Annotated in this window: 13 protein-coding genes; 5 read left to right on the forward strand and 8 right to left on the reverse strand. The window is 48.1% G+C overall.

What is annotated here, in order from left to right:
• Positions 1-9: 9 nt before the first annotated feature.
• Positions 10-1,317 (reverse strand): Na+/H+ antiporter NhaC family protein, encoded by a 1,308-nt coding sequence (locus tag JYB63_RS05310; RefSeq protein WP_205656744.1) that lies wholly within the window; start codon positions 1,315-1,317, stop codon positions 10-12.
• A 340-nt stretch (positions 1,318-1,657) separates the two neighbouring features.
• Here JYB63_RS05310 and JYB63_RS05315 point away from each other — a divergent pair, with 340 nt between their 5' ends.
• Positions 1,658-1,915, forward strand: coding sequence for a CV_2116 domain-containing protein (locus tag JYB63_RS05315; protein WP_205656745.1), 258 nt, complete (start codon positions 1,658-1,660; stop codon positions 1,913-1,915).
• Positions 1,916-2,175: 260 nt separating this feature from the next.
• Positions 2,176-3,213 carry a GGDEF domain-containing protein gene (locus JYB63_RS05320; protein WP_205656746.1) on the forward strand — a complete coding sequence of 346 codons (1,038 nt, stop codon included), beginning with the start codon at positions 2,176-2,178 and terminating at the stop codon, positions 3,211-3,213.
• Between the two features lie 72 nt (positions 3,214-3,285).
• On the opposite strand, the gene JYB63_RS05325 is transcribed toward JYB63_RS05320, so the two are convergent.
• Genes JYB63_RS05325 through JYB63_RS05335 form a run of 3 tightly spaced genes read right to left on the reverse strand, consistent with a single transcriptional unit; the run spans position 3,286 to position 4,580 of the window.
• Entirely contained in the window at positions 3,286-3,657 is a 372-nt protein-coding gene (locus JYB63_RS05325) for an antibiotic biosynthesis monooxygenase family protein (protein ID WP_205656747.1), read from the reverse strand.
• Positions 3,658-3,687: 30 nt separating this feature from the next.
• Positions 3,688-4,143, reverse strand: coding sequence for a hypothetical protein (locus tag JYB63_RS05330; protein ID WP_205656748.1), 456 nt, complete (start codon positions 4,141-4,143; stop codon positions 3,688-3,690).
• A 14-nt stretch (positions 4,144-4,157) separates the two neighbouring features.
• Complete coding sequence (locus JYB63_RS05335) at positions 4,158-4,580, reverse strand: c-type cytochrome (RefSeq protein WP_205656749.1); 423 nt, start codon at positions 4,578-4,580, stop codon at positions 4,158-4,160.
• Positions 4,581-4,692: 112 nt separating this feature from the next.
• Between JYB63_RS05335 and JYB63_RS05340 the strand changes: the two genes are divergently transcribed.
• From JYB63_RS05340 to JYB63_RS05350, 3 genes are all read left to right on the forward strand, one after another.
• Entirely contained in the window at positions 4,693-5,325 is a 633-nt protein-coding gene (locus JYB63_RS05340; RefSeq protein WP_205656750.1) for a cytochrome b/b6 domain-containing protein, read from the forward strand.
• 10 nt (positions 5,326-5,335) lie between these two features.
• Complete coding sequence (locus tag JYB63_RS05345) at positions 5,336-5,785, forward strand: MarR family winged helix-turn-helix transcriptional regulator (RefSeq protein WP_205656751.1); 450 nt, start codon at positions 5,336-5,338, stop codon at positions 5,783-5,785.
• 620 nt (positions 5,786-6,405) lie between these two features.
• Entirely contained in the window at positions 6,406-8,004 is a 1,599-nt protein-coding gene (locus JYB63_RS05350; RefSeq protein ID WP_205656752.1) for a sensor domain-containing protein, read from the forward strand.
• A 44-nt stretch (positions 8,005-8,048) separates the two neighbouring features.
• Here the strand turns inward: JYB63_RS05350 and JYB63_RS05355 are convergent, their stop codons facing one another.
• From JYB63_RS05355 to JYB63_RS05370, 4 genes are all read right to left on the reverse strand, one after another.
• A complete protein-coding gene (locus JYB63_RS05355) occupies positions 8,049-8,492 on the reverse strand; it encodes a pseudoazurin (protein WP_205656753.1) in 444 nt (147 codons plus the stop codon).
• 169 nt (positions 8,493-8,661) lie between these two features.
• On the reverse strand, positions 8,662-9,006 hold the full coding sequence (locus tag JYB63_RS05360; protein ID WP_205656754.1) for a mannan-binding lectin: 345 nt from the start codon (positions 9,004-9,006) through the stop codon (positions 8,662-8,664).
• Between the two features lie 668 nt (positions 9,007-9,674).
• Entirely contained in the window at positions 9,675-12,596 is a 2,922-nt protein-coding gene (locus JYB63_RS05365; RefSeq protein ID WP_205656755.1) for an AAA family ATPase, read from the reverse strand.
• Positions 12,597-13,018: 422 nt separating this feature from the next.
• Positions 13,019-13,792: an IclR family transcriptional regulator gene (locus tag JYB63_RS05370; protein WP_205656756.1), complete on the reverse strand. Its 774-nt coding sequence runs from the start codon at positions 13,790-13,792 to the stop codon at positions 13,019-13,021.
• Positions 13,793-13,908 lie beyond the last annotated feature (116 nt).

Genomic DNA, 13,908 nt, shown 5'->3' on the forward strand with positions numbered 1-13,908 from the left:
AACCTGTTATTACCGGCCGTAACCCGGTTTTGCAATGACAACCGAAATAATCGCCGCCAGCCCCAGGAACCAGCAATACTGCACAGACGTCACCAGCTCCAGCGGGGACACCTTTGCAACAGAAGATGCCAGCAGAATCTGCGCCCCCCAGGGAATCATTCCCTGAACCACACAGGAAAAGATATCCATCAGGCTGGCAGAGCGCTTGGCATTCACACCGTAACGTTCTGCAATGTCCCTTGCCAGAGAACCGGCAATGACAATGGATACCGTATTATTAGCAGTACACAGGTTTACTGCAGCCACACTGGCGGCGATGCTGAACTCTCCTACCCGGCGGTTATCTTCACGGCCTTCCCGGTGAGTCAGCTTCTCAATGGTCTGCGCAATAAAGTTCAAACCGCCCTGCTGCTTGATCAGCGCACCTAAACCACCGATCAGCATGGACAGGATCATAATTTCCTGCATCCCGGTATAGCCTTCATAAACCTGCTTTGAAAGCTGCGCCACACTGTAATCCGGCAGGCTCATAAAGCCGACGCCACCCGCCAGCAAGATACCGGTTAACAGAACCAGCATTACATTCACACCCAGCACCGCTAATACCAGCACAACCAGATACGGCAAGACTTTAATGAAGTCATAATCCTGCGGTACCACATCTCCCGGATTACTCTGGTAAGCCAGAAACAGAATCGCAGCAAAGGCAGCCGGTAAGGCAATCATCAGATTAAGGCGGAATTTATCCCGCATTTCGCATCCCTGAGTACGGGTGGCAGCGATGGTTGTATCTGAAATGATTGAAAGGTTATCGCCAAACATGGCACCGCCAACAACTGCACCGGTGGTCAGCAGCAATGGCAAATCACTGGATTCAGATAAACCGACAGCCACCGGCGCCACCGCAGCAATCGTGCCCATGGAGGTTCCCATCGACGTGGCAATAAACGCTGCAATCACAAAAATGCCCGGCAGTAACAGCCATTCGGGGATGATGCTCAGCCCGAAGTTAACCGTTGCATCTACACCGCCAACCGCTTTTACCACTGACGCAAACGCGCCGGCCAGCAGAAACACCAGAACCATGGTGATAATCGTGGAATCACCGATACCTTTAATAAAAGATTCCAGCCGGTTGTTCAGCGACCCGGGAGAAAAACACAGTGCCAGCACAATCGCCGGGATAATCGCGACCGGTGCAGAAATCTGATAGAAGGCAAAATCAGTACCCTGCGACTGGTAATAAAGACCGCTGCCAATAAACAGCACAAGAAACAGCGCTAACGGTAGCAGCGCCAGTGGATTAGAAGTTTGCATGAATCGTCATCCTGAAACGAGAAATCTGTGGGTAACAGTTAACTCAGCCCGGCCGCCAGGATCTCTGTAAGCCAGACTAGAAGTGCCGGCAAAGATACTCTCAGAACACTATAAAGAAAAGATTTTTTATTTCTTTTTAGAATTAAAAAATTATAAAACATACCGGACAGGTTATAAGCAAAAACGGTATCTGCCGGACGGAACAGACTTGAAAACCGAACAGTGTCATCACCATTGAAATCAATAATTACCCAAAATGGGTAAGCGCTCATCGCATCATAATCACCCTCGGCTATCTTTTTTCTGTGGCAAGTTTTAATAACGAAACAGGGATATGCCTATGATTAAGGCTCAGCACAAAGGCTTTCTGATTTTTGCGGCACCGGAAGAACTGGCAGACGGTGGTAAATGGAGTGTCAGGGTACTGATACAGCGCAATCTGAATACCGCTTCCGTATCAAAACAAAAGTACTTCAGAAGTAAGAACACCTGCGATTCCCGGGAAGAAGCAGAAGCCCATAGTATTTTTTATGCACTCAGGGTGATTGATGGCAAGATTCCCGGCCAGAATACCAATAGCCTGTTTTCAGTTATATAAACTGAAGCGTGCAGACAACAATTAAATCAGTATTTAATAAAAAACAGCCTGGTGCTTTTTATTTATTAATTATTGATACCCGTCAAAATTACACTTTAATAAACACAAATATTTAACAAACTATTCAGGCGACATTCATAGTATATAAGATTATTTTATTAATCCTGTATACCGTTTGATTTGCCAGTTATTTTTTGTTATGATTATTGCCATTCATGATAATACTGTTTTTTACACGCTGACAGTGCTGAGTATAAAAAATGGCTGTTGTAAATCTTATCAATAAAATAAAAAGTGAATGTAAGACCCGCTCAGAGCAAGAAATCGTACTGCTCTCCTGCAGTGCGTTAGGTATCTTATATATCCCGCCTTTCATCATCTACCGCATCATTACTGAAGACTGGGCTGTAGCCGCCATCGACTGCATTGTTCTGGCAATTATGCTGGCCTTTTTCAGACTGAACTATCAGAAAGGTAATATACCTGCTGCCCGGGTCACCATGTCAGTTTTCCTAATGGTCGCCTGTATAGCCGTTGTACACATCAAAGGACTTTCATCTATTTTCTGGTACTTTCCGGCGGTCATTGTTGTTTATTATCTGATGCCCCCGGCATCTGCCGTTTTAATCAGCATTTCCTCCGCAATTATTTTATCTTTTATATTATTTCCTCAGACAGAAGCCATCGTATTTGCATCAGTACTGGTTCCCTGCACGCTGATGAATTTAATTCTGTATATTACCTTTAACTCATACCGCAAAATCGAAAAACAACTCACCCGGCTGGTGACATTAGACGCCCTGACCGGTATCGGAAACCGGCGTTCGCTGACTCAGGAACTGGCAAACCGCGTCATGACACAACGAAGGAATTTCACTGACATTTCGCTGGTGATGTTTGATCTGGATAACTTTAAAAGCATCAATGACCGCTACGGCCATCTGGCCGGTGACGAAGTTCTGATTCACCTGGCCAAAGTCATCAGTTTAAATATCCGCGCCGCTGATTCTTTATACCGCTATGGCGGTGAAGAGTTTGTTTTATTACTGCCGGATACCAAGCTGAGCGAAGCAGCAGACGTCTGCGAGAACCTGCGAAAGCTGATCGAAACCTATCACTTCCCCGCAGATGTTAAAGTCACTATATCCATGGGAGCAGCCCGGCAAACCGAAGGCGAATCAGCTGTAGAATGGCTGGAAAGAGCCGACGCTGCACTTTACAAAGCCAAGCAAAACGGTCGTAACTGTGTGGTCACCTCCCAGCAGGAGACAGAACTTATTGATACAGTTTCTGCTTAACCTTACACAACAGGGCAGAGGCTCAGGCTTCTGATGCAGCCTGCTCACCGCATCAGAAACCTGTTTTTTTTACTAGGCAACGCAATGCCCCTCAACCGCAAGCTTTTTAAACAAATGCGGAAAAGCAACTGCACTTTCAGGATACTGATTAATCCGACTCTGAAATTCAGGATGCATAAAAGCCTCTCTGAATGCGCCGACACTTTCCCAAACCGCATAGTTTATAAACGTTGTACTCCCTGCGATGCCCTGATGCAGCTGAGTGGATATATAACCGGGCTGCATTTTCATAAAGTCAGCATCATGTGACCAGGCTGCTACCAGTGCGTCGACATCCTTACTGTCTACTGTAAACACGTTCATCAGCACAACAGGACCTTCCACATCCGACCCCATCTGATCAGCAAGAGATACCACTGCATCCAGATCTCTGAAATTTGCCATAAATTACTCCTTATATATGTCGTATATGAATTAAGACTGATGACGGCTTCGTGCCCGGACAATCCTGAAACCATCCCTTATATTCAGAAACATTAAGCTCAGGTTGATAAATCCAGCCAGTAACTCAACACCCTGAACGGTATAAAAGACCGTATCCAGCTGCCCTTCAGAGGCCAAATAATTCAGATAAACAGCTGACGGCAGCAGGACAAACAGACCATTCACAGCAATAAACGGCATACGTTTCTTCTTACTGCCAATCACTCCGCCCTTTACACCCGGTACCATCAGATTTCCCGTAATACCGGCGGTAATGATGCAGGGAATTAAGACCCACATCCCGGAAACGATATAATTCTTAACAGCAGCAATCTGAGCCGGGTCCCCCTGCAATTCCACGAATACTGTGCTGCAAAAAAATGACAATATAATCAAAAAAGCAATTACGCCTGCGGCCCGGTGGAAATAACTCATAACCTTTTTCATCTGAATACTCCTGCTTACCAAAGTGAACGGTATTTCATATGGCATGACCGGCATGAACCGTCTGCGGTTTCAAAAGCACTTTTAGCCAGTCCGAAATTACTTTCAGATGCTGCCAGATAAGCATCCTGATAAGCAGTTTCGAGCGCAGCCAGTCTGGAAGAGAAATCGTCCCAGTTGTCCCAAACCTTTTCACGGCTTCGCCCTTCTCCTCTGGAATCCTCCGGAAAAAGGGTTTTCAGCATCTCTACCTTCAAAAGCATTGCTTTCGCCTGTTGAGCACTTTCAGCCATATTTCGACGGTTAATCATCTTTTCGAGCATTTCTGTTCCGTCTTCTATCTGCTCAAACAATGCCTGTCGCTCTTCTGTAGCGGGCTGTTCTGCCCGAACAGTTAAAGCGATAAACGTCAGGGCAAGCGTTAATGCAATTCTGTTCATATCTGTTGTTCCTGTATGTGTGATTTTGACGGCAAGATATCATGCAAATACAATTGTTGCAAATGCTATAATAGCAATTACAATATTTGCATTCACTTAAGGAGGCATTAGAATGATCATCAAATGGGACCTGCCCACCCGGCTTTATCATTGGATTCAGGCATTACTAACCACCCTGTTACTGATCTCAGGATACAGCGGTGATGGCTCAGCAATTGTTCACCAGGCATCAGGCGTGTTGATTTTGCTGTTACTGTTATGGCGTGTGATATGGGGGTTTGCAGGCAGTCAGACGGCCCGCTTTACAGACTTTCTGGTCCCCCCGCGGCAGATTATTCATTACTTTCGGGGGTTGACTGTAAACTTCACCGGACATAACCCGGCAGGTGGTCTGATGGTACTACTGATGATCAGCCTGCTTTTGCTTCAGGCAATGTCTGGCCTGCTGACATCAGAACTTTCAGACAGTGAGAGTCTCTTAGGCAGAGGGATAACAGGATGGCTGGAACTGTTGCACGAAGTAATCCCTCCTGCGCTGACAGGACTGGTGACAATGCACCTTACTGCAATCATTATTTATAAATACAAAGGCCAGCCACTGGTCAGGGCCATGATAAACGGATATGCAGACAGCACAGACAAACAGCCTCTTTTGCAAAGTAATCGCCGGGCCGCATTCGTATTATTTATCAGTACTGTATTATTAACGTCTCTGATTACAGTGCTAATTTTTTTAACCTATTGAGAACCGCCAGATGACATCCCCCCATAGCGAAAACTTACTTCCACGACATACCAGCTTTGGCTGGTTAATTGCGGTACTCGGCGGTCAGTTAGCAACAGAGCTTGATGGTAAACTAAAAACAATCGGCCTTAATATTACACTCTGGCCAACACTGTTTGCCCTTTGGGAAGAAGAAGGTCTGACCCAGGCCGAACTTGCAGCCCGGTGCCAGACGGCACACTACACAACCACCCGGGTGCTGGATTCGCTGGAAAAACTTGAGCTGGTTGAAAGACGCAAGCATCCGACGAGTCGCCGGGCCTATCAGATCTTTCTGACAGAGAAAGGCCGTGAGCTGGAGGCAGAAGGCACAGCACTTGCCAAAGAATGCAACCGGAATTTTTTATCTCCCCTGAGCGAGGATGAAAGTGAAACCCTGCACGCCCTGATCACTAAAGTAGTTCAGGCCCGAATGTCCTGACCCGGCGGCAAACAGTTAATAAACAGAACGGTCTGCGTTCATATTAGCTATACTGATAACCGGGTACCGCAGGATGCTGACATAGCTGGTACTTCCGGTTTTAGGTACATCTGTAAAATAGGGAAATCGGCCTAGTAATATAGTCAGTATGTCGATACGCCAGCAGGCATCCGGTACCCTTCCATTTCGGGGTAAAAACCGTCAAATCTCCCCTCCGCCGGAGCGCCTCACCAACATTGCTTTTCTGCACACAGTTTTAGGTGAAAACCCGTACACTTAACCTATTGATATATATAGTGTTTAGTCTGGAAAGGTATATATATTCAAGAGAAAATAGCGAACCGTCACATTCCACCTATACTTAGTTATACGAAAAGCTATCTGTCTGAACTCCCACGACCCACCTTTCAGACGGGTAGCTTTTTGTTTTAATCCGGCTTCTTTCCCTGATGAAGATTCAATTAACCTCTTCCTTCATATTCAAATCTCATATAATTCAGCCACTTAAATCAAACGATCGTATTAGAAAAATACACCGGACTTTTCAGACAAATACGACATTTACAGCTTGCGTGACTATACTGAATTGCAATTATCGCCATCGGCAACTCTGAATTACTATGTCAACTGTGACGGATCAGCAGACTGCAATTTCGGAACAACCCTTCGCCTTATCCCCTGAGGTAAGTATCGCGCTGGCCCGTTTTATCAGTGCAATCATCACTGCCCCTTCTGAACAACAGATATATTCCATCCTTGCCAACAGCCTGAAAGAACTGATCCCCAATGACCGTGCCAGTGTCACCTTACACAATCCGGAAACCAATGAACTGGAGATTTTTACACTGCACGGCCAGCACGGCACACTGCCGATGGGTAAGTCACTGACGGTAGAAAATACCTACACCGGCCGGGCATTCCGACGGTGTAAGGGACAAATCCATGAACTGCAGGCATCTACGACAAAAACAGACGGTAGGATTCTTTATAACGACGGCCTGCGCAACATTATCAATGCGCCACTGATCATTCATGGTCATGCCATCGGTACTATCAATGCAGGTCACCGTATCAGTACCGGATTCAACCGGGTCTCGCTACAACTGCTGGAACTGATTGCCCAGTTAGTATCAGCCAATATTGAACGCCAGCGGTTACTGGAAGACCGTCAGAAAGCAGTCAGCCATTACCGGTTTTATGCCACTCAGCTGGAAAATCTCAACCGGCTGGCACAACAGCTTTCAACCGTTACATCTGTAGCTGAAACACTGGAAATAACTACCCGTACACTACAGGTGATGATGCCGTCACGGCGTATCAGTTATGCCGCCTACTGTCCGGAGCATGACAGCTTTGAGATAACCGTTCTGGCCGGCAATGAAATTATGAACTGCCTGTGTATGCCTGCAGAAGGCACCAGCCTTCAACTGGTTATGGATTCTCAGGAACCGATGTATTTCTCCCAACTTGCCGACTCCCCTTATCCTGAGCATCAGTGCCTTAGCGAACGGGGAATGAACTGTGCCTGGAGCATTCCTGTGCGCTGTGAAAACCGTGTCATCGCAGTACTTAATGCAGCCGCTTGCGCACCTGATACAAATTCACACCGGCTTATGGACATCCTGGGGACGCTGAGCGGCATCATTGGCAGCGTACTGGAACGTCTGAATGCTCAGCAAAAACTGATTCATCAGGTTAACCATGACAGTGTCACCGGGCTGCCTAACCGGGTATTACTCAACCGGCAGATAGACCAACTGATGGAAAACCACCAGAACCAGCGGTATGCCCTGCTGTTTGTCGATCTGGATCACTTTAAAGTGGTTAACGATACCCTTGGCCATCAGGTGGGGGATGAACTGCTTGCGCTGGTCGGTAAGCGTATGCGCCACACAATCCGTGAAGAGGATCTGGTCGCCCGGGTGGGAGGTGATGAGTTTATCGTGCTGCTAGAGGATGATAACCAGGCCAGTAAAAGCCAGGAGACTGCGCACCGTATCATTGATGCCCTTTCACATCCATTCGATATAAAAGGAGAAACCCTGAATATTAATGCCAGTATCGGTATCTGCCTGTCTTCTGAGACCCTCTATAAACCCGAAGACATGATACGGGCCGCTGATATGGCTATGTATGACGCCAAGCTTGCCGGCAGAGGCACTTACCGGATCAGCCAGCAGCAGCTGCCGCTGGTCAGCAGCCGCCATAACGGCCTGTAAAAACCGGAAAGCACATCGGCTTTCCGGGTAAGAAGATATCACTTCTATTTGGCCTGTCCGAGATAGTTATCCAGCCGGTCCTTGTTCAGTGCAAACCGGCCCTTAAGCGCAGCTGAGTCAGCCATCACCTGATCCAGGTTTGTAGGTTCTCCGGCCACAATCACGCCAACCATTGCCATTACCACGTGCGGCAGGCACTGATAAACATAAACACCTTCTTTATCCAGCGTGACTGACACTGGCTGGCCAATGACGCCTTTCCAGCTTGTCGCTCCTTCAGGGGCCAGACCAGGCACCAACTCTGAATTATGCGCCATATCAGTGGGTACAAAGGTCACCGTATCACCCACTTCCGCTTTCACCACTGCAGGTTCAAACACCATTACACCGTCTGCCCCGGCATTTTTCATTTCAACAATGATTTCTGCCGCCCATGCTCCTGTTGTCAGGCACATCAGCGCAACACCCACCAGACTTTTCAGTTTCATAATCATCTCCTGTTTAACTGAATTAAATAATCTGGCCATAGGGTACGCCATACAATCAACAAAAGCATTTGATAATCATTATTATTTAGATTTATATCACTAGCCGGAATAAAAAAAACGGCTGCCATGCGGCAACCGTTCTCTTATTGAATGCTGTGATCAGAATACGTTAAAAAACATATCTGATTTCGATAATACTCATTTGTCCCTGAACAACGGATTCCCAGCGTCCGGTGAATTCAGCACCGTAGGAAGCCGCCAGGACCGGCCCTATTTCCTGTGCTTCATCATCACTCCAGAGCGGCCCGGCCGGCACCGTGGTCACCAGCTCATTTTCACCCCGCTGGTCATCACTCAGCTCAACCTCTACTACACTCATCTTACCGTCAACTACGGTATTCCAGACCCCCGTCCAGACACCCTGATGTGCCGCTGCGATCATAGGTGCTTTTTTTTCGGCATCCGCCTGGTTCCAGATAGGACCTGCGGGCAAACTGACTTTGTAGCTAGACATCACGATTCCCTGTTGCGCACTGGCTGTACTTACATCCCGAATATTTCGTTCAGCCTGGTATCAAATGACATAATTCTGACTAACGTGTAAAGAGTGCAAACAGTCACCCGGTGGTGAAGTTTACAACAAAGCAGGAAGGCGCTGATCTGATCAGGAGATTTACGGGGTGATATGCGCCCATACCACCCCGTATAAAAATCATCCTTAACGAAGCTCCCATCCGTGAAATGGCTCTGTCCCTAAAGCCTATCATCCCTGAATCAATCCATGAGCGCCTCATCCAAATAAAGGCTAATAATCCTGCTCGTCCATGAATGGGTGACTCCGTCCCCCAGATCCATTCATGCATACATCCTGATGCAGCGCTCATCCGTGAACTTTTCAGTTCCTTTGCAGTAATTCCTGTAGCTTCGACCAGCTTCCGTGTCATTGGCGTTATGTCATCCTGACACGCTCCCTTTCTGACTGCTGCAATGATCTCTCCGTACAAATAAGTCTAACAAAGCCTGAAATTTAAAAAGTATCATCTTGGTATCAGTTGCAGGGGCAAAAAGAGACGAAACGCCATAATTGATCACTTTTTAATCAACAGTTAACTTTTTAGTGTGATACTGGAAAATTAAAGGGTGGGAAATGAGCCGCCGGTATCGGTCACCGGCGGCGAATAATCAGCCGAATAAGCTGTGCTGCAGTGGCGTGCAGGAGAAGTGAAGGCGGGCTTTCTGTACCCATTCGGAAGCCACAAAGGAATTGTCACCCACCGTGCGGGACATAAGATAATACAGTTCCGGCAAATAACAGTTAGCACCCTGCTGCTCTGCCTGTCCAATGGCCTCTTCCAACACCTTAACCGCTTCCTGTTGCTGTCCGTGGCTGATCAGAACATCACCAATCAGCGCGGCATACAGGGAATGGGTCAGCCGGAATCCGGTACTGGATAACCAACGCTGAAACGCCGTTGAAATGGTCAGAATATGCTGCTCATCAGGGGTCTGCTGGTATTCAGCCCACCCCTTAAACAACGCGGCGATTCCCTGATAGAACGGAAAGGCATTTTCTGCCGTCAGCACTTCCAGCTCCGCGGCATACTCAAGGGTTTTCTCAACGTTACGCTGCTTCCAGGAGAACCACGCGCCGGCCTGTAAAGCAATCGCCAGGCTGAACATATGCCCGACTTCACGGCTGGTTGCGATCATGTCTTCCAGATAGGACTCGGCCTGCTCATCCTGTAACTGCAAAGCACTCAGACACTTAAAACACCAGGCAATCATACGGGGATCCTGGCCTTCAATTTCCAGTGCTGATTCCAGCATATCCGGCTCATACTGCTCCAGCGCCAGACTTGAATGCCGGAACGCATCCTTAGCCCGGCCGGCCCAGAAACAGGTATTCCCCAGAGCTGTCAGTGCCTGCATTTTACAGGCGCTGTCTTCCAGTTGTTCGGATAACTCCAGAGCCTCCTGGGCATAGCCAATGGCTTCCGGAATATCCAGCCGCATCAGGGCAATTGTCCAGATTCGGAATAAGCCATTCACCTTACGGTGATAACTCTTGGTCCGGTCACACAGCTCAAGGATTTCAGCATACACATCGCTGATCACCGGGGAGTACCAGCCGTAACGCATTTTATAAACGTTCGCCAGATAGAACAGCAGATCCAGCTTAAGGTCTTCACACTGTTCCGGCGTATATTTCCCCCGGGTACAGTGTTCCGGCAGGGCCGCTGTTACCAGCAAATCACGGGCTTCCAGAAGTTGCGTTTCAGCTTCACTGTAACTGTCAGCGGCAATCAGCAGATTGGCATAACGGGCCTGATAAATAACCGCCCGGAAATAATTACCTGCCAGATTAAACTGACGGTATAACCACTCCATACGTAACCGGTCACGGGAAGGCGTTTGCTCAGACAACTTGCCATCCATCATGGCTTTCTCGACTTCATCCGCCAGTTGCCCGTGACGCTCGGAACGGTCTTCATCTTTGAGGGTTTCAACCACCAGCTCACGGATCAGCCGGTTAGCAATTTCCAGCTGCCCGTCTGAAGTAGTCCGTACCAGTTGCGACTGCCGCAGGGCCTTCAAATCAGATTGCCCTGCCAGCACATAGAGGACATCAAGCGGTAATGAAGCTCCCGCTAAAGCCAGATACTGCATTGCCTGCAGTTCACCAAAGCTCAGGGCAAACAACTGCTCTTCCAGCACAAGCTGAATAGACTCAGGCATTTGCTGACTGTCAGGATCCACCTGTTCCAGCAATAAATTCAGATAAAACGGTACTCCGTTAGAACGGGCAATGCTTTGCTGCAGCCATTCGCGGGAATGATGCTTAAAGTGCCCCGCCAGCTTCTCGCATTCCGCCACCGTTAAGCGGGATAACGCAATAAAAGAATCCGGATTCAGTAACCGGATAACCCGGTCAGAATAACGGAAGGTACTGGTAATCACTGCCGCCACCGGGAAACCCCGCAGTGTCTCACTCAGTTCAGCCAGCTGTTCCAGTGCATCCGACACACAAAGATGAATATTATCAATCAGCAAGGCCAGCCCGGCAGGCATGTTTTCCAGCGTCGCCACCAGCACATCGCTGTCTTCGGCCAGCCCCTGAGGGCGCCATTCTTCCAGGCGGTTAATCAGGGACAGGCGCCAGTCCGTTTCATATTGCTCTGCATCCAGGCGAATCACTTGCATACCGCGGCTCTGGGCGTAACCGGACATCTCTTCCAGCATCCGGGTTTTACCCATACCGGAATCACCGGCCAGGCAGTTCAGTGTTAACCGGCCATCCCCCAGACTGACGTCAAACTGGCCCTTTAAGCGGCCGAGTTCTTTATCACGGCCATACAGTGGAATTTGCCGTTCTTCCTTGCAGGTAGCACCTTCTATCACCCACCAGCCAGACTGTCCCGGCTGCAATGGTGAAAAATCAAAATGCAGGTCATAAAGAAATTTAAGCTGATCCCCCACCACAATTTTATTGGCCGGAACATACATTGCTTCATCCAGCAACCGGCTGACATCACTGTTCGGCAAGGTATATCCCTTGCCGTCGTGGTGTAACTGTTCCAGAGAAATCAGACAGAAATGCGGTGACAGCAGTGAGGCAGGCCGCTCGGTCAGCATTTGTTCCAGCAACAGTAAAATATGTGCCCTGCCGCTGTTAGCGGAATCCGGTGCAGTAACATACTGGCTGAAGGCCGCAATGACATAAGCACCGTGCTGTTTAACAAACAGCGGGCTCAAATCATTCAGTTGTTGCTGTATAGCAGCATGTTGTTCAGCATCAGTCACCTTAACAACAGCAACCACACTCAGGCGGTTCTGTAAAAGTGCCTGCCCTTCGGCCAGATCGTACTGCTCTTTGTGCAATGACAATTCTGCGTGGGATACCGAAAAAAACTCCGCCAGATTATGCAATGTGCGCAGCGTTACCGGCTTATTGGTTTCCGCACGCTTAATGGTGGCAATAGATATACGTAAATGCTGGCGTTCACAGGCATCGGCCAGCGCTTCCTGACTGAGGCCGTGCTCCCTGCGGAGACGTTTCAGACGAGCACCGTCAATAAAAATCTGCCGGTCTTTTTGTTTTGTCATGCATCAAATCCTGAACCAGGTAAAACCTGTTATACAACCTGCTGAACGAATCAGACTTTAAAACAGAAAATGGCCATCAACTAATACAGAAACAAGCCATTTGCCAGGCTTTGATCGAGCATATTCAGCGGATGAAACACTTTATTATTCTAATACTTATGTCACAAACGGGAGAACAGTCAGACAGGCACCTGCATCTGTATTCGCTAAACAGAAATGCACGTACCCTTAAATGACGGATTCGCTGCCAGTTGCCGCCGACTGTCCCCACAGAAACGTTTAAACTCAAACGCTAGCCATGCAAAAAACAAACGAATCCCAATACGCAAAATATACCCGACAATTGCGGGTAACACACCTGTTGATTCCAACAGTCCATAGATCAATTGTTACAGTAAATCCTCAAAAAAGAAGCCCGAGACTCAGTTTTCATAACCAAGTTGAGCAGAAATAGCCCTGCCGGCGGCTTGCAAATCTTCAATCCAGGCATCTTTGCGCCGCTCAATCGGTGCAGAAACAGACAAGCCCGCTGTAATATTACCGGTCCGGTCGTATAACAATACGCCGATACAGCCCACATCAATTTCAGCCTCTTCATTATCCAAAGCATACCCCTGAGCAACACTTTTCAAACACTCATCGGTCAGTGCCGGTAAGGATGAAAATGTATTACGGGTATACGCGGGCAGATTGGTACGCTGTGCGTAATTGGCAATTTCCTCTTCCCCCCCGGAGCCGAGCATCAGCTTGCCCACACCGGTTACATGCAGGGGTGCCCGGCTGCCAATAATCTGCTGAACATGCATCATGCGGTTCGGAGTCACTTTTTCAAAATAGATAACCACGTCTCCTTCACGGATCGTCAGGTTAACCGTTTCACCGGTCTTATCCCGTAATTTTTCCATAAAGGGTAAAGCCACCGCCCGTAAATCAATGTCCGTATGCAGGCGATTACTCAGCTGCAGCAGACGCTGCCCAAGCCGGTATTCGCCGCTGCCATTGCGCTCAACAAAACGGTTATCGATCAGTGAATGCAAAATCCGGTGCGCGGTTGAGGGATGTAACCCGGTATCGGCACTGAGCACCTTCAGCTTCACCGGCTTTGAATAGCGTGAAATGGAATCCAGCAGCGTTGCTGCCCGGTCGATTACCTGAATACGCGCTTCCGGTTTTTCTTTGTTTTTTTCCTGAGACATCTGCCTGCTCTCCGAACGTTTTGAACGTATTTGCAATGGGAAACAATTTCATAATGCAGCAGATATTTTCACAATACAACACACTTATTTTGCATTTCGTATTATGAAAATCAGAA

This window comes from Aliamphritea spongicola, from assembly GCF_017051665.1.
GTDB lineage: Bacteria > Pseudomonadota > Gammaproteobacteria > Pseudomonadales > Balneatricaceae > Amphritea > Amphritea spongicola.

Excerpts from the sequence above, each read along its gene's own strand:
- JYB63_RS05340 (WP_205656750.1), top strand. The coding sequence starts at position 4,693 with ATGATCATCAAATGGGACCTGCCCACCCGGCTTTATCATTGGATTCAG.
- JYB63_RS05360 (WP_205656754.1), bottom strand. The coding sequence starts at position 9,006 with ATGTCTAGCTACAAAGTCAGTTTGCCCGCAGGTCCTATCTGGAACCAG.
- JYB63_RS05335 (WP_205656749.1), bottom strand. The coding sequence starts at position 4,580 with ATGAACAGAATTGCATTAACGCTTGCCCTGACGTTTATCGCTTTAACT.
- JYB63_RS05325 (WP_205656747.1), bottom strand. The coding sequence starts at position 3,657 with ATGGCAAATTTCAGAGATCTGGATGCAGTGGTATCTCTTGCTGATCAG.
- JYB63_RS05370 (WP_205656756.1), bottom strand. The coding sequence starts at position 13,792 with ATGTCTCAGGAAAAAAACAAAGAAAAACCGGAAGCGCGTATTCAGGTA.
- JYB63_RS05315 (WP_205656745.1), top strand. The coding sequence starts at position 1,658 with ATGATTAAGGCTCAGCACAAAGGCTTTCTGATTTTTGCGGCACCGGAA.
- JYB63_RS05345 (WP_205656751.1), top strand. The coding sequence starts at position 5,336 with ATGACATCCCCCCATAGCGAAAACTTACTTCCACGACATACCAGCTTT.
- JYB63_RS05350 (WP_205656752.1), top strand. The coding sequence starts at position 6,406 with ATGTCAACTGTGACGGATCAGCAGACTGCAATTTCGGAACAACCCTTC.
- JYB63_RS05320 (WP_205656746.1), top strand. The coding sequence starts at position 2,176 with ATGGCTGTTGTAAATCTTATCAATAAAATAAAAAGTGAATGTAAGACC.
- JYB63_RS05330 (WP_205656748.1), bottom strand. The coding sequence starts at position 4,143 with ATGAAAAAGGTTATGAGTTATTTCCACCGGGCCGCAGGCGTAATTGCT.
- JYB63_RS05355 (WP_205656753.1), bottom strand. The coding sequence starts at position 8,492 with ATGAAACTGAAAAGTCTGGTGGGTGTTGCGCTGATGTGCCTGACAACA.
- JYB63_RS05310 (WP_205656744.1), bottom strand. The coding sequence starts at position 1,317 with ATGCAAACTTCTAATCCACTGGCGCTGCTACCGTTAGCGCTGTTTCTT.
- JYB63_RS05365 (WP_205656755.1), bottom strand. The coding sequence starts at position 12,596 with ATGACAAAACAAAAAGACCGGCAGATTTTTATTGACGGTGCTCGTCTG.